This is a genomic window from Paenibacillus sp. FSL H8-0315 (assembly GCF_038005365.1).
GTDB lineage: Bacteria > Bacillota > Bacilli > Paenibacillales > Paenibacillaceae > Paenibacillus_AQ > Paenibacillus_AQ odorifer.
Genome location: NZ_JBBOTA010000001.1, coordinates 628,193 through 643,198, shown reverse-complemented (window position 1 = coordinate 643,198; position 15,006 = coordinate 628,193). Strand labels below are relative to the sequence as shown.

The following is a 15,006-nucleotide window of genomic DNA, read 5'->3' as shown; positions in this document are numbered from 1 at the left end:
AGATGGAACAGATTCAATACGACAGACTTCAAGAGACCCTTTATCATGAGGTGATGGAGAATGGGCTTCAGGTTTATGTATTGCCAAAACCAACATTCAAAAAAACTTACGCCACATTTGCAACTAAATATGGTTCTGTAGATAACCATTTTCATGTCGCAGGTGGAGAAGAGACCACTGTTCCTGATGGTATAGCTCACTTTTTGGAGCACAAAATGTTTGAAGAGCCAGAAGGCGATATTTTTGCCACTTTTGCCTCAAATGGAGCTTCAGCTAACGCCTTTACAAGTTTTGATCAGACGGTTTATCTTTTCTCGGCAACAGAGAACATAGAGACCAACCTTAGTACACTCGTTGATTTTGTACAACGACCTTATTTTACGGATGAAAATGTAGAAAAGGAAAAAGGGATCATTGGTCAAGAAATCAATATGTATGCAGATAATCCAGACTGGCGCGTGTACTTTGGCCTTATTGAGGCGATGTATTCGAAACATCCGGTTCGGATTGATATTGCCGGAACTATAGAGTCGATTAGTACGATTACGAAAGAAACACTGTACACTTGTTACAACTCTTTTTATCATCCCAGCAATATGCTGTTGTTCGTAGTGGGTGGTGTGGATCCGGAGAAGGTATTCTCCTTGATTCGCAGCAATCAGCAGGGGAAATCTTATGGTAAACAAGGTGAGATTAAGCGTATTTTTGAAGAGGAGCCGGAACAAGTCGCTACGAAGCGCTTAGAAAGCAAACTCGCTGTTTCGATGCCTAAGATTATGTTTGGATTTAAGGAAAAAGTTGATGGTCTTACAGGCGAAGCTGCGCTTAAGCGTGATCTCGCCACAAAGCTTATGCTTGATTTGCTGGTTGGCAGCAGCACAGCGTTGTACCAAAAACTCTATGATGAAGAACTGATCTCAGACAGCTTTGGCCATGAATTTAATAGTTCAGAACAATATGCTTTTTCAGCTATGGGTGGAGATACCAAGGACCCGGATTTGCTGCTAAAACGAATTAAAGAAGAAGTGGATCAGATCTTAAAGTCTGGCTTTGCTGAGAAGGACTTCGAGCGGGCACGGAAAAAGAAAATAGGCGGATATTTGCGCATGCTGAACTCCCCTGAAAGTATCGCACATGAATTTACACGTTACCAATTCCGTGGTGGTGACCTGTTTGAAGTTCTGCCTATTTACGAATCGATTACTTTAGCTGAAGTGAATGAGCGTTTACATGCCCATGTAAATTGGGAGCAGCTCGCTGTTTCACTAGTGGTGAGTCCTTAAATGGCGCTTTTGGGAGAGAGCAACAAACCATTAGGAGAAATGACAGTTCTGGTGACAGGGGGCAGCGGGGGAATCGGTGGCGCCATTGCAGAACGGTTTGCCTCTGTAGGCATGAATATTGTTATTCACTACAAGCACTCACATGAAGCTGCTAATGATGTCGCTCGGCGTTGTATGGCACTTGGAGCAAAGGTAATGACTGTAAATGCGGATATGAAGGATCGCAGTCAGATTGTACGAATGGCGGAGAAGCTTGAAAGTAATGGAATGCAGCCGGATATTCTTGTCAACAATGCCGGTAAATCTCATTATGGGATGCTGGCTGATGTGAGTGAAGAGGAATGGGACGATATTATGGCCATTAACTTGAAAGGTACCTTTATGTGCAGCCAGATTTTTATGCCGTACATGGTATCCCAGCGTTATGGTCGAATCATCAACGTTTCTTCCGTGTGGGGAATATCGGGAGCCTCTTGCGAGGTCGCTTATTCAGCCAGTAAAGGCGGAGTAAATGCGTTTACTAAGGCGTTAGCCAAGGAACTAGCACCTTCTGGCGTAACTGTGAACGCGGTAGCTCCAGGAGCGGTTAATACGAATATGTTGTCTAACCTACAGGAGGATGAGGTCCGGATGCTGGAGGATGAGATTCCGGCGGGACGTTTGGCTACACCGAACGAGATCTCCTCACTGATTTACTTTTTAGCATTGCCTGAATCCGGGTATATTACTGGGCAGATCATTAGCCCTAACGGTGGCTGGATTACTTAATGCTTAACTTGGAGAAAAGCTCCAGCATAAGAATCTATCGTCTGAGACATATTATAAGTGTTGTTTTTTAATCTCTCGTAAGGCGGCTTACAGCCTGTATGCAGGTGTTTGACCGTAAACATGAAGGAGGATTTAAGATGACACAAGACGATAGCGTAATCAAAAATTTTGACACCTGGAAGAAATTCCTAGGTAAACGGGTTGTACAGGCGGAGAAACTTGGGATGAGTCAAGATACAATCTCAAAGCTGGCTTTTGAAATCGGGGAATTCCTTGATGAAAAAGTGGATCCAGCAAACACTCAAAACCGTGCGATCAAAGAGCTATGGGATGTCGGCAACGATGAAGAAAAGCAAACGATTGCTAAACTCATGGTCAAGTTGGCGAAAGACAACGCCTAAGCTTGCGGAAAAGCTCCCCCTGTGGGAGCTTTTCTGCAATTATTACAGGACTGACCTTGCCTTTCATTTTTATTTTATATATCATTAACATGACCCGTGTAAAAGACCGCTTTGCCGGGGCAGCTTTTTTTGCTGTATTGGCAAAGGGTAGGGAAAAGGAATCTATGAGGTGTACAAGTGGAATATAAACAGTGGTATATGGAATACAAGATTCACAAGAACAGACCCGGTCTGCTTGGTGATATCGCTTCAATGTTAGGGATGCTGGAAGTTAACATTCTGACGATTAATGGAGTTGAAGGAAAAACTCGCGGAATGTTGCTGGAGACCAATGATGATGAGAAAATTATGCTGATGGGCGAAATGCTCAAAAAAGTTGATAATATTACAGTTTCAGCTCTGCGGTCTCCAAGGCTCGTGGACAAGCTGGCTGTGCGCCATGGGCGATATATTGAACGGGATTCAGATGATCGGAAGACGTTTCGTTTCACCCGCGATGAGCTAGGTCTATTGGTTGATTTTCTCGGTGAGCTGTTTAAAAAAGATGGGAATCAGGTTATAGGACTTCGTGGTATGCCCCGTGTAGGAAAGACGGAATCCATTATAGCTGGCAGTGTCTGTGCTATGAAACGCTGGACATTTGTCTCCTCCACATTATTGCGGCAGACGGTGCGCAGTCAATTGGCTGAAGATGAGATGAACCCACATAATGTATTTATAATTGATGGTATAGTTAGTACGATCCGCTCTAATGAGAAACATTATAATTTATTGCAAAATGTTATGAGCATGCCAAGCACAAAGGTTATTGAGCATCCAGATATTTTCGTACGCGAATCTGAGTATAGTTATGATGACTTTGATATTATTATTGAGCTGCGGAATAATCCAACGGAAGAAATCTTGTACGAGTCATTTACGACGAGCTACAGTGATGATTTATAGAACACAAACGATGAAGAATACACTTCCGAGCATGTTTTTTTATAAAGCTGGTTAAGGAAGTTTACATTCATAGAACTTACAGGAGGTGATGGTATGTCGGAACTGGGCCGGCAATTGAAAGAGGCACGTCTGCAAAAAGGGATGAGTCTTGACGATGTCCAGGAAGTAACAAAAATTCGCAAAAAGTATTTGGAAGCCATCGAGTCTGGAGACTACAAGGTGCTTCCAGGAAGTTTTTATGTGAGGGCGTTTATCAAAACGTATGCAGAAGCAGTAGGCATGAGTCCTGACGAACTGCTCGAGGAGCATGGGAACGTACCTGCACCACCCGCAGACACGACCATGGAGACGGTGATTCAAAAGCGCAGCCGTAGACCCGAAACCGAACGGAATGCAAAATGGCTGCCAACGGTGCTGATGTGGACATTCCCTATATTGATTATTGTGGTGATTTACATTTATGCTTCTAGTTTAAACAAAGCAGACCCTGATCAAGTTGATCAAACAAATATCACCAATAATGTGCAGGATCCTAATACAGCACAAACATCTCCACCCGCATCAGGAGGCGGTGTAGTAGCGCCTACTTCCTCGGCAGGTGCAGAAGCAACTACTGAGCCAACTACGGAGCCTACGCCAACACCGACACCAACGCCGTCTCCTCAATCGATCACAGTTACACCAGATGGGAAGTCAGGCAAAACAACGAAATTTAAGGTTACAGCTCCTGCCGGAAGCGAAGTTAAGGTTGAGATTGTTGCATCCGGAGTAAGCTGGCTTGAAGTTTACAAAGGCGAAAACTCTAAAGGTGAAAAACTCTCCTTCGGAAATACTGCAGCAGGAGAAACTATGAGCTTCGTTCTTGGTAGTGAGGGCATGTATATTAAGTCTGGGTATTCCCCAGCAACTGAAATTACCGTAAATGGTCAAGTAATCACGGATGAGAAGACGTCCTCACGTCTCCTGCTTAATCTTGACGACGGTTCTGGAAGTGAAGGTACCCAAAGTGACGGGACAGGCGAATAACAAATAGGATGTATAGACTTTGGCTTTAGGGAGAACATAAGACTGTTTTCAGTTTTAGCCAAAGTGAGGTGTACATCTTATGACAGTTAGCTGGATTGTAGCTGGCCTTGGGGTTGTTGTCAGTCTCATCGGATACTATTTGACACCAGGTGCTTGGGGATACGGAATTCTCGGATTCGGTATTGCACATATTGTGCTAGGAATTCTGGATATGTTTCGTAATCCGGTCCGAAGCAGATAGAAGCTGTAGAAATGAACGTCTCCAACGGCGTACTTCCGGTGGAGACGTGTTTCTACCCTTTGAACCAAACTCACTCGAAGGAAAAGCTCCACTTAGTGGGGCTGTTTTCTATGTCGGGTGAGCTACATAATGATTTATCCAAAATTAGACTTAATAGTACCATTCTCTTATAATAGTAGCAGACTAATTGTATAAAGGACGTGGAGTTTAATGAGTTCAGAATGTTCATTTGATATTGTATCCAAAATGGATATGCAGGAGTTAACGAATGCTATTCACCAAACAGAGAAAGAGATCGACAACCGCTTTGATTTTAAGAACAGCAAAAGCAGTCTGAAGCTGGAGAAAGACGCACTTATAATCGCCTCTGAAGACGAATATAAGCTCAACGCTGTTATTGATATTTTACAATCAAAGATGGTGAAAAGAGGCATTACCCTAAAAAATCTGGATTTCGGTAAAGTAGAACCGGCTTCCCTGGGATCTGTACGTCAACGTTTAGGGCTTAAGCAAGGCATTGATCAGGAGAATGCGAAAAAAATTAATATTCTGATCCGTGATTCAAAATTAAAGGTGAAGAGCCAAATCCAAGGGGATCAAATTCGTGTAACCGGTAAGAGCCGCGACGATTTGCAGCAGATTATTCAGATCTTGCGTAAAGCTGATTTGCCGCTGGATCTACAATTCATGAACATGAAATAGAATTTTGTGCCCCGCAGTGCTTATTAGCACTAACAACGCGGGGTGCTTTCTGTTTTTTTGACACCTATTTATTGCTATAATATACTTGCTTAAGTAGAAATGGATTAGCCTGATTTAGGCAATTTGTATGAACGATTTAGGGGAGGAAAACTTCAGTGAATTTGCCCAACCGCATCACGCTAGCTCGTATTTGCCTGATCCCGATTATGATGTTTTTTTTACTGGTGGATTTCAGTTTTTATCCAGAACCGATACATTGGGGCTCGTTTCAGCTATCTGTTAATCATTTGGTAGCAGCTGTAATCTTTTTGCTTGCGGCCAGCACGGATGGAATAGACGGCTACATTGCTAGGAAATATAATATGGTCACCAATCTCGGTAAACTCCTTGATCCACTTGCGGACAAACTGCTGGTATCTGCAGTTCTGATTTCACTTGTGGAGCTGGGCAGATGCGATTCATGGATTGCTATTGTAATCATCAGTCGTGAGTTTGCAGTCACCGGACTTCGCCAGATTGCATTGCTAGAGGGAAAAGTGGTTGCCGCCAGCAAATGGGGCAAGATAAAGACGGTTGTACAAATTGTTGCGATCTCACTGCTGTTGTTGAATAATTTCCCATTTCAATTTGTCAGTATTCCTGTAGACGATATTGCTATTTGGGCCGCAGCGCTGATCACTATTTATTCTGGAATTGATTATTTTGTGAAGAATAAGGATCTGCTACAGCTGCATAATGCGTAAGCATGTAAGCTGGATATACAAGGAAAGGTAATAGGTGAAGCACCTATTACCTTTTTTGAAATCCAAAAGCAGTGTACCTACATTATAACGAGGAGGCGAAAGCCAGGTATGAAAGCGGAGATTATTGCAGTAGGGACAGAGCTTTTGCTCGGTCAAATCGTGAATAGTAATGCCCAGTTTTTGTCTATCGAGCTAGCTGCCATCGGGATCGATGTATACTTTCAAACCGTTGTCGGTGATAACAGCAGCCGCCTACAGCAAGCCATCGAGATCGCTCAGAGTCGGGCTGACGTTATTATCTTTACGGGCGGAATTGGCCCCACTGAGGATGATCTGACTAAAGACGCACTGGCTGCATCGCTAGGTAGAACGCTCCATATTGATCGTTTGGCGATGGATCATGTACAACGTTTCTTTGATGATCGTAAGATCGTTATGACCGAAAATAACCGCAAACAGGCACTTATAATTGAAGGAACTACACCGTTGCCGAATGAAATCGGTCTTGCGGTTGGGATTGCTTTTGAGCATGAGAAGAAATATTATATTGTGCTTCCAGGTCCACCTCGTGAGATGAAACCGATGTTCGTAGATAAAGCAGTACCGTGGCTACAGCAGCACGCCTTGACGAACGAAACACCGCTTTATTCAAAAATGCTCAAATTTGCCGGCATCGGAGAATCACTGCTGGAGGACAAGCTCATCGAACTGATTCGCAGTCAGACTGATCCAACGATTGCTCCGTATGCCAAAGAGGGAGAGGTAACTGTTCGTATTTCGACAAAGGCCCCTTCTGAGCATGAAGCTACAAAAAAGCTGGAGATACTGGAACAACAAATCAAGGAGATTTTGCCGGAACATTTGTATGCGAACATTGATGTGCCGCTGGAGCAATTGATTGTGGATTGGATGGCGGATGCCGGCCTGACCTTAAGTGCGGCAGAGAGCTGCACCGGAGGTTTGCTGATGGAGAGCATAACAAATATTCCAGGCAGTGCTTCGATGTTTGCCGGCGGAATCGTCTGCTATTCGAATGACTTAAAGAAAAAGTTACTGAATGTGCCAAGTGCTTATTTGGAGGGACCCAATGCTCCTGGAGCCGTAAGTCGAGAAGTTGCCGAGGTGTTGGCTGACCAAGTGAGAATGATTGCTGACAGCGATTTCGGCTTATCTGTTACGGGTGTGGCTGGACCGGGTTATTCTGAGCGCAAGCCTGTTGGACTTGTATTTATCGGCTTGGCTGAACGGGGACGTAAGACAGAGGTCTATGAGCTTAATCTTAAAGGTACACGGGAAAATATCCGGTTGCGTACTGTAAAGGCTCTGCTGTATCGTCTGTGGCGGAGACTTGAGGAACGCAAGGTGGAGACACCTCTTGAGGGTTCAGACTTGTAATGGGAGATTAGCCCAGTTATAATAAACACATACGGAAGAACCGTGGCACTGAGATTTCTTTGCTGCGGTTTTTTGTATATTTGCAGAGATTTTGATCACGATGACTACTCATGATCATAAGTCGTTGATGTCCGGTGAAGTGGGGAATTTAATTAACTTCTATCTCCGGAGGGAGGCTTACAATAAAAGGGATAAATAACGCCCAAGACAAAAAAAACGAATGTATGTTCGAAAAAAAGCTTGGCAAGACCTTAAAAACACGTTATTATATTACTATAAACAGTGAAGGAAGTGGTCTGATTGTCAGATCGTCGTGCAGCGCTTGATATGGCGCTTCGTCAAATAGAAAAACAATTTGGTAAAGGTTCGGTAATGAAACTGGGAGAATCCACGCATATGCAAGTGGAAGTTGTACCTAGCGGATCTTTGGCACTTGATATTGCGTTAGGTATAGGCGGACTTCCAAAGGGACGTATTATTGAAGTATATGGACCGGAATCTTCAGGTAAAACAACAGTTGCTCTTCATGCTATTGCAGAAGTGCAAAGACAAGGCGGACAAGCTGCATTTATCGATGCCGAGCATGCGCTTGATCCGAAATATGCACGTAACTTGGGCGTAAATATCGATGAGTTGCTGCTTTCTCAGCCAGACACGGGTGAACAAGCGCTGGAAATCGCCGAAGCACTCGTTCGTAGTGGAGCCGTTGATATTATTGTCGTTGACTCCGTTGCTGCTTTGGTACCTAAGGCTGAAATTGAAGGCGATATGGGTGATTCCCACGTCGGATTGCAGGCTCGCTTGATGTCTCAAGCACTTCGTAAGCTTTCTGGTGCCATTAGCAAATCCAATACGATCGCTATCTTTATCAACCAGCTTCGTGAGAAGATCGGTGTTATGTTCGGTAACCCTGAGACAACTCCGGGTGGTCGTGCATTGAAATTCTACTCTTCTGTACGTTTAGATGTACGTCGCGTAGAGAGCATCAAGATGGGGAACGATGTGGTTGGTAACCGTACTAAGATCAAGATTGTGAAGAATAAAGTAGCCCCTCCTTTTAAACAGGCTGATGTTGATATTATGTACGGTGAAGGGATTTCCAAAGAGGGAAGTCTTGTAGATATCGGTACTGAAATGGATATCGTGAATAAGAGTGGTGCATGGTATTCCTACGAAGGCGAGCGTCTCGGTCAAGGCCGTGAGAATGCTAAACAGTTTTTGAAGGAACATCAGGATATTGCCCTTATTATTGAGAATAAGATCCGTGAAGCAAGTAATTTATCCACTATTGTTGCTGCGCCGAAGAATGAAGATATTATTGCAGAGCAAGAAGAAGAAGAGAAATTGCTTCTCGAAATCGAATAGTATATTAAGCAATAGGACGCCCTGTGATTGATTGTTGCAGGGTGTCTTTTCTTAACAAGTAATGAAAGTAAGACGATAACCGATCTATTGCTACGAGGTGACAAACAACTATGGTAATACAACTGGATTTTGAAGCAGAAGAACAAGATGAGCAGGTGTTATCTGATTTTCCTGAAGGAGAACTCTTAGAGATCACTAAAGTAGAACGTCAAAAGAAATCTGATCACCGTTATATCATACATTTCGGAGCATATAACATGACTGTGCACGAGGACGTCATGATTAAATATCGAATGATTACTGGTAATTCTTTTATGAAGGCTGATTTGGTTGAAATTGTTGTAGCTGATGAGCGTCAACGAGCTTATGTAGAAGGCCTCCGTTATCTAGAACGTAAACCACGCACCGCTATGGAAATGACTCGCCGTTTACGCCAGAAGGAAATAGGAGAGACTATTATTGCGGAAGTGGTGCAGCGGCTGCAGGAGGAAAGACTTCTTGATGACCCTTTATATGCTAAGCAATGGGCAGAGCAACGAATAGCGAACCAGCGGAAAGGGAAGATGTGGATTCGACAAGAGCTACGTGAGAAAGGGATAGACAAAACCCTTATATCGGAAGCTTTGGAGAATATTACTCCTGAACAAGAGCTGGAGAGCGCACTCGAAACTGGGCGCAAGAAATGGAATCTCATCCGTGGAGAAGCTTCAGATAAGCGAAGAAAGACTGGAGCCTTCCTTATGCGCCGTGGATTTTCGGGCGATATGGTTCGCCAAGTGATCAATACTTTACTTGCGGAAGACAATTATGAAGGTGAAGATGAGGAGTTTTACTAGAATCACTGATTCTCTTGACATTAATGCGTATATCGACTCTCTTGACAATGTCTTTTTATAAATAATAAAATATAACATGAATCGGCATAAAATTAGAATCCTTTTTCCTTCCCAAAAAGGAGACTGTTTTAAACGGTTCACGTACAACTCATATGAAATGTAATCGCCGGATAAGGCGGGCAGTGTGCATGTGCAGCATGTGCAGTATGGCAATCGGTTGTTTACCGGTTTTTTGTATGGTGATGAACGGATAGTTAAACAACTGCACAATTCCCAGGGATATACCTTGGAGAGGAACCAACGAGGAGGTGAACAGATGCTGGAATCATGGATCTGGGTCATTATCGTTCTCGTTGTAGCTGCAATATTCTTTGGGTTCGGTTATTTTATTCGTAAATCCCTTGCAGAAGCTAAAATCCAAAGCGCAGAAAGAGAAGCCGTTGTCATCGTTGAGAATGCGAAGAAGGACGCTGAGGCGCTGAAGAAAGAAACAGTATTGGAAGCTAAGGACGAAGTCCATAGAATCCGTACTGAAGCTGAGAAAGAAACTCGTGAACGTCGGAATGAAATCCAACGGCAAGAGAGACGTTTGCTGCAAAAGGAAGAATCTCTGGATAAAAAAATGGAATCGCTTGAAAGAAAAGAAGAACAAGTAGCTAACAAAGAGAAACGAATTGATGAAACCCAACAGCAAATTGATGTTATTTACAAAAACCAAGTCACTGAATTGGAACGTATCTCCAATTTAAGCATCGAAGATGCAAGAAGTATCATTCTTAGCAATGTTGAGCAAGAAGTTCGCCATGAAACGGCACAAATGATCAAAGAAATTGAACAGCAGGCGAAAGAAGAAGCGGATAAGAAATCCCGTGAAATCATCACACTCGCTATCCAACGCTGTGCAGCTGATCACGTAGCGGAAACAACGGTTTCAGTTGTTACGTTGCCGAATGAAGAGATGAAAGGTCGGATTATCGGTCGTGAAGGCCGTAATATTCGTGCTTTGGAAACTCTTACAGGTATCGACCTCATTATTGATGATACGCCGGAAGCAGTTATTTTGTCAGGATTTGATCCAATCCGCCGTGAAGTGGCCCGTACGGCACTTGAGAAATTGGTGGCTGATGGACGTATTCACCCCGCTCGTATTGAAGAGATGGTGGAGAAATCCCGCAAAGAAGTGGACGAACGGATTCGGGAATATGGTGAACAAGCTACTTTCGAAGTGGGCGTTCACGGTTTGCATCCAGATTTGATCAAGATTCTGGGGCGTCTGAAATTCCGTACAAGCTATGGTCAAAATGTATTGAAGCACTCCATGGAGGTTGCTTATTTAACAGGACTGATGGCCGGTGAGCTTGGGGAAGACATCGTGCTTGCAAAACGTGCAGGATTACTCCATGATATCGGCAAAGCGCTGGATCATGAAGTGGAAGGTTCGCATGTTGAGATCGGCGTTGAACTAGCGAAGAAATATAAAGAACATCCGGTTGTTATCAACAGTATCGCATCTCATCATGGAGACTGCGAAGCTACCTCGGTTATTGCTATGTTGGTTGGTGCCGCTGACGCATTGTCGGCTGCTAGACCTGGTGCTCGCCGTGAAACACTGGAAACGTATATTAAACGTCTAGAGAAACTGGAAGAAATCTCAGAGTCATTCGAAGGCGTTGAGAAATCATTTGCTATTCAAGCGGGCCGTGAGGTGCGCGTGATGGTACAGCCAGAGAAGATTGACGATGCAGAGGCATTCCGTCTTGCTCGCGATATTACGAAGATGATTGAAAGTGAACTGGATTATCCAGGACATATCAAGGTTACCGTTATTCGTGAGACACGGGCTGTTGAATACGCTAAATAGGCAATAAGTAGATAACATACGCTTCGGAAATAACGATATTTATGATCGTTTCCTTGTACATGTTTCTGCTAGGAATATAAGGTTAAAGGATAAGATATAACTTATACTTTCTTATATTTGATGAAAATTGGCCCCTAAGCGGGGCCTTTTTTCTTTTAAATATGAAGACTTATCCGTTAGATGCAGAGGTTAAGATTAGGAGGAGAGAAACATTAAAGTACTATTCATTGGAGATATCGTAGGTAGTGTAGGCAGGAAGGCACTTCGGGAGATGTTGCCCTCATTAAAAAGCAAATATCAACCACATATAATCATAGTTAACGGTGAAAATTCTGCTGCCGGTAGAGGTATTACTAAAGCGATCGCAAATGAATTTTTTAACTGGGGCGTTCACGGAATCACCATGGGTAATCACACATGGGACAACAAGGACATCTTCGAGTTTATCGACGATGAGGCCCGGATTATCCGTCCTGCTAATTTTCCTCCAGGAACACCGGGAAGAGGATATACAGTTGTTAAAGGTAACGGCAAAGAGCTAGCTATAGTTAACCTGCAAGGCCGTACATTTTTGCCTGCGATTGATTGTCCTTTCCGTGTGGGTGAAGAAATTGTGGAAGAGCTACGTAGAGATCATAAATGCATTCTCGTTGATTTCCATGCAGAGGTTACCTCTGAGAAAATCGCCATGGGCTATTTCATGGATGGTCGCGCATCAATTGTAGTAGGGACCCATACTCACGTTCAGACGAATGATGATGTGATTTTGCCGGGTGGAACGGCTTACTTGACCGATGCGGGCATGGTTGGTTCAAGCGAAGGGATTCTGGGTATGGAAAGAGATGCAGTACTTTATAAGTTCACTACACAGCTTCCAGCACGATTTGTTGTTGATGAAGGCAAATGGCAGCTTCACGGTTTATTTGCAGAGTTAGACGAGAATACTGGCGCGGCTACCCGTCTGGAGAAAATACGGCTACGTGAAGATGAATGGGTAATGAGCTAGTAGTAGGATAAGATAAGTGATTTTCCGGGTAATTTCGCCGAATAGGGGTAAAGTGTGATATTTATTATATCGAAAAAGAGTATCTATTGTACCATTTTCTCCAGAGTAGTCCGCAAAAAGAAGGAATTATTTCTTCTCTCGCGAATAACATCTAAAGTAGTGGAAGAACACCATTATTTTCCCAGGGGAGGTACTTACTATGGATGTATTAAAAGTATCAGCTAAATCCAATCCAAATTCCGTCGCCGGCGCTTTAGCAGGTGTTCTTCGTGAACGTGGATCGGCCGAATTACAAGCTATTGGAGCTGGAGCACTGAATCAAGCAGTCAAAGCAGTTGCCATTGCCCGGGGATTTGTTGCACCAAGCGGAGTAGATTTGATCTGCATTCCGGCATTTACAGACATTGTGATTGACGGAGAGGATCGAACCGCGATTAAATTGATTGTAGAACCCAGATAATAGAAGCATAGAACGGATGAACCTGTTTACTTATGTAAACAGGTTTTTTGCTTTTGGTATATAGTCTGGCGTTTTTAAGCATAGAATCTGGAATAGGGCTGCATGAAAGCGAGGGCTTGGGATGAGAACCGATAAGCTACAGGTTGCGGATTTTCATTGTGATGTGCTGAGTAAAATGCAAGCATCACCAGATATGGATTTTAAGAATGATCCTCGGCTGGATGTTACCGGAGAGCGGCTGGTAGCGGGCGGTGTGGAATTGCAGATTTTTGCAATATACCTTTCGGCAAGTAGAGGAAGACCTAGCTTTGAGAATGTTTTAGGACAAATTGATTTGTTCCGGCAAAAAATAATAGGCGCAGAGAGCCTTCAGTGGCTGCGTTGGAAGGAGGAGGTAAGAAAACGAACAGCTGGAGCATCCCCATGGGGAATGCTCTCTCTGGAGGGTGTAGACGGTCTAGAAGGGAACTTGTTTTATGCACAGCTCTGCTTTGAGCTTGGCGTGCGGTTTTTGGGAATCACTTGGAATTATGCCAATTGGGCAGCGGACGGTGTTCTGGAGCAGCGCAACGGCGGATTTACGGAAAAAGGGCGAATGCTGATCGAATGGTGCAACGACAGTGGAATGCTGCTTGATGTGTCGCATTTGTCTCAGGCAGGTTTTTGGGAGCTAGCCGACTTAAGCACACGTCCGTTTATAGCTTCCCATTCGAACGCCGCAGCAATCTGTGGGCATGTTAGAAATTTAAATGATGAACAGATTAAAGCTTTGATTGCAATGGACGGAAGAATGGGCCTGACCTTTTATCCGTGGTTTGTATGTGATGATGGAAAAGCTCGTATGGATGATTTATTAAAGCATATTGATCATGTATGTAGTCTAGGTGGCGAGAAACATATGATGTTTGGTTCGGATTTTGACGGCATTGACACTTGGGTAGAGAACATGGAGCATCCGGGAAAATACCCTGAGCTCGCGGAGCACCTGCTTCGTTACTATCCAGAAGCTTCCGTAAAGGGTTGGTTATATGAGAATGCGGTCTCCTACCTGCGCACAAACTTACCTTCTCAGGTGTCTAAATCATGACAATCCTGCTCTAAAAGTATGAATTGTCGAAAAAAAGGCCCTCGTTATGATGTGGGGCTTTTTATTTTTGGTTAAGAAGATGTATAATGGTTAATGGCTTGTACAGATACTAGAGAAAATACAAGGAGTGACTTTACTATGAGTAAGACTGTACCCGTAGGTGTGTCGGCTAGACATATTCACCTTACGCAAGAGCATGTGGAGGCTTTGTTTGGCCCAGGATATCAACTAACGGAGTTCAAACCCCTCTCTCAACCAGGACAGTTTGCAGCAAATGAGCAAGTAGCAGTTATCGGCAGCAAAGGTAAATTTGACAAAGTAAGAATTTTGGGACCTGCTCGTCCGGCTTCCCAATTAGAAATTTCCCGTACTGACTCCTTCGCACTTGGCGTGAAAGCTCCAGTTCGCGAATCTGGAAATATTGATGGAACACCTGGCATTACGCTTAAAGGACCTGCTGGCGAAGTAGAATTGGAACAAGGCGTTATCATCGCCGCTCGTCACATTCATTTCCATACTTCTGAAGCTGAAGCTTGGGGCATTGCTGATAAGCAATTGCTTAAAGTTCGCCTCGGAGGCGACCGTGGTCTCGTATTGGAGAACGTAATTGCACGCGTATCAGACAGCTTTAAACTGGATATGCATATTGACACTGACGAAGCTAACGCTGCAGGTGCCAACAACGGCGATACTGCTGAAATCGTAGAATAGTCATCATAGTTATAGCAAAGATAAGAAGCGGGGGAGAAATCCTTCGCTTTTTTTGTGTGTCTGATCTGCGTGCTATAAGAATTGCGTGTCTGATCCACGTGCTGTTAGAATTGTGTGTCTGATCGGCGTGCTGTAAGGATTGTGTGTCTGATCTGTGTGCTATAAGGAATGTGTGT

The 15,006-nt window shown here is 43.8% G+C and carries 16 protein-coding genes; all 16 read left to right on the top strand.

The window, feature by feature from the left end; translation table 11 throughout:
• Positions 1-2: 2 nt before the first annotated feature.
• The 16 genes from yfmH to pduL all read left to right on the top strand — a co-directional run bounded on the left by yfmH (position 3) and on the right by pduL (position 14,830).
• On the top strand, positions 3-1,283 hold the full coding sequence (yfmH, locus tag MHB56_RS02625; RefSeq protein WP_076179904.1) for an EF-P 5-aminopentanol modification-associated protein YfmH: 1,281 nt from the start codon (positions 3-5) through the stop codon (positions 1,281-1,283).
• On the top strand, positions 1,284-2,051 hold the full coding sequence (ymfI, locus tag MHB56_RS02620) for an elongation factor P 5-aminopentanone reductase (protein ID WP_036688412.1): 768 nt from the start codon (positions 1,284-1,286) through the stop codon (positions 2,049-2,051).
• Between the two features lie 137 nt (positions 2,052-2,188).
• Positions 2,189-2,452 carry a DUF3243 domain-containing protein gene (locus MHB56_RS02615; RefSeq protein WP_036688409.1) on the top strand — a complete coding sequence of 88 codons (264 nt, stop codon included), beginning with the start codon at positions 2,189-2,191 and terminating at the stop codon, positions 2,450-2,452.
• A gap of 177 nt (positions 2,453-2,629) precedes the next feature.
• Entirely contained in the window at positions 2,630-3,397 is a 768-nt protein-coding gene (locus tag MHB56_RS02610) for a DUF3388 domain-containing protein (RefSeq protein WP_036688406.1), read from the top strand.
• A 93-nt stretch (positions 3,398-3,490) separates the two neighbouring features.
• Positions 3,491-4,423 carry a helix-turn-helix domain-containing protein gene (locus MHB56_RS02605; protein WP_076179903.1) on the top strand — a complete coding sequence of 311 codons (933 nt, stop codon included), beginning with the start codon at positions 3,491-3,493 and terminating at the stop codon, positions 4,421-4,423.
• 79 nt (positions 4,424-4,502) lie between these two features.
• Complete coding sequence (locus MHB56_RS02600; protein ID WP_169744781.1) at positions 4,503-4,664, top strand: hypothetical protein; 162 nt, start codon at positions 4,503-4,505, stop codon at positions 4,662-4,664.
• A 210-nt stretch (positions 4,665-4,874) separates the two neighbouring features.
• Entirely contained in the window at positions 4,875-5,366 is a 492-nt protein-coding gene (locus MHB56_RS02595; RefSeq protein ID WP_076127877.1) for a YajQ family cyclic di-GMP-binding protein, read from the top strand.
• A gap of 155 nt (positions 5,367-5,521) precedes the next feature.
• Positions 5,522-6,109, top strand: coding sequence for a CDP-diacylglycerol--glycerol-3-phosphate 3-phosphatidyltransferase (gene pgsA / locus MHB56_RS02590; protein ID WP_036688397.1), 588 nt, complete (start codon positions 5,522-5,524; stop codon positions 6,107-6,109).
• Between the two features lie 108 nt (positions 6,110-6,217).
• Positions 6,218-7,504, top strand: coding sequence for a competence/damage-inducible protein A (locus tag MHB56_RS02585; RefSeq protein WP_036688393.1), 1,287 nt, complete (start codon positions 6,218-6,220; stop codon positions 7,502-7,504).
• Between the two features lie 300 nt (positions 7,505-7,804).
• Positions 7,805-8,869 carry a recombinase RecA gene (recA, locus tag MHB56_RS02580; RefSeq protein WP_076127879.1) on the top strand — a complete coding sequence of 355 codons (1,065 nt, stop codon included), beginning with the start codon at positions 7,805-7,807 and terminating at the stop codon, positions 8,867-8,869.
• Between the two features lie 110 nt (positions 8,870-8,979).
• Entirely contained in the window at positions 8,980-9,705 is a 726-nt protein-coding gene (locus MHB56_RS02575; protein WP_076127881.1) for a regulatory protein RecX, read from the top strand.
• Between the two features lie 316 nt (positions 9,706-10,021).
• Positions 10,022-11,566 carry a ribonuclease Y gene (gene rny, locus MHB56_RS02570; RefSeq protein WP_370510565.1) on the top strand — a complete coding sequence of 515 codons (1,545 nt, stop codon included), beginning with the start codon at positions 10,022-10,024 and terminating at the stop codon, positions 11,564-11,566.
• Positions 11,567-11,777: 211 nt separating this feature from the next.
• Positions 11,778-12,572: a TIGR00282 family metallophosphoesterase gene (locus MHB56_RS02565; protein WP_076100408.1), complete on the top strand. Its 795-nt coding sequence runs from the start codon at positions 11,778-11,780 to the stop codon at positions 12,570-12,572.
• 199 nt (positions 12,573-12,771) lie between these two features.
• Positions 12,772-13,032: a stage V sporulation protein S gene (locus MHB56_RS02560; RefSeq protein ID WP_019910496.1), complete on the top strand. Its 261-nt coding sequence runs from the start codon at positions 12,772-12,774 to the stop codon at positions 13,030-13,032.
• Positions 13,033-13,153: 121 nt separating this feature from the next.
• Positions 13,154-14,119, top strand: a complete 966-nt coding sequence (locus MHB56_RS02555) for a dipeptidase (RefSeq protein ID WP_341143232.1) — start codon at positions 13,154-13,156, stop codon at positions 14,117-14,119.
• A 138-nt stretch (positions 14,120-14,257) separates the two neighbouring features.
• Positions 14,258-14,830 carry a phosphate propanoyltransferase gene (gene pduL, locus MHB56_RS02550; protein ID WP_036688383.1) on the top strand — a complete coding sequence of 191 codons (573 nt, stop codon included), beginning with the start codon at positions 14,258-14,260 and terminating at the stop codon, positions 14,828-14,830.
• The last annotated feature ends 176 nt before the right edge of the window (positions 14,831-15,006 follow it).

Coding starts and splice junctions, on each gene's coding strand:
- ymfI (WP_036688412.1), top strand. CDS start 1,284: ATGGCGCTTTTGGGAGAGAGCAACAAACCATTAGGAGAAATGACAGTT.
- MHB56_RS02575 (WP_076127881.1), top strand. CDS start 8,980: ATGGTAATACAACTGGATTTTGAAGCAGAAGAACAAGATGAGCAGGTG.
- MHB56_RS02605 (WP_076179903.1), top strand. CDS start 3,491: ATGTCGGAACTGGGCCGGCAATTGAAAGAGGCACGTCTGCAAAAAGGG.
- MHB56_RS02615 (WP_036688409.1), top strand. CDS start 2,189: ATGACACAAGACGATAGCGTAATCAAAAATTTTGACACCTGGAAGAAA.
- MHB56_RS02555 (WP_341143232.1), top strand. CDS start 13,154: ATGAGAACCGATAAGCTACAGGTTGCGGATTTTCATTGTGATGTGCTG.
- MHB56_RS02585 (WP_036688393.1), top strand. CDS start 6,218: ATGAAAGCGGAGATTATTGCAGTAGGGACAGAGCTTTTGCTCGGTCAA.
- rny (WP_370510565.1), top strand. CDS start 10,022: ATGCTGGAATCATGGATCTGGGTCATTATCGTTCTCGTTGTAGCTGCA.
- MHB56_RS02560 (WP_019910496.1), top strand. CDS start 12,772: ATGGATGTATTAAAAGTATCAGCTAAATCCAATCCAAATTCCGTCGCC.
- pduL (WP_036688383.1), top strand. CDS start 14,258: ATGAGTAAGACTGTACCCGTAGGTGTGTCGGCTAGACATATTCACCTT.
- MHB56_RS02595 (WP_076127877.1), top strand. CDS start 4,875: ATGAGTTCAGAATGTTCATTTGATATTGTATCCAAAATGGATATGCAG.
- yfmH (WP_076179904.1), top strand. CDS start 3: ATGGAACAGATTCAATACGACAGACTTCAAGAGACCCTTTATCATGAG.
- MHB56_RS02600 (WP_169744781.1), top strand. CDS start 4,503: ATGACAGTTAGCTGGATTGTAGCTGGCCTTGGGGTTGTTGTCAGTCTC.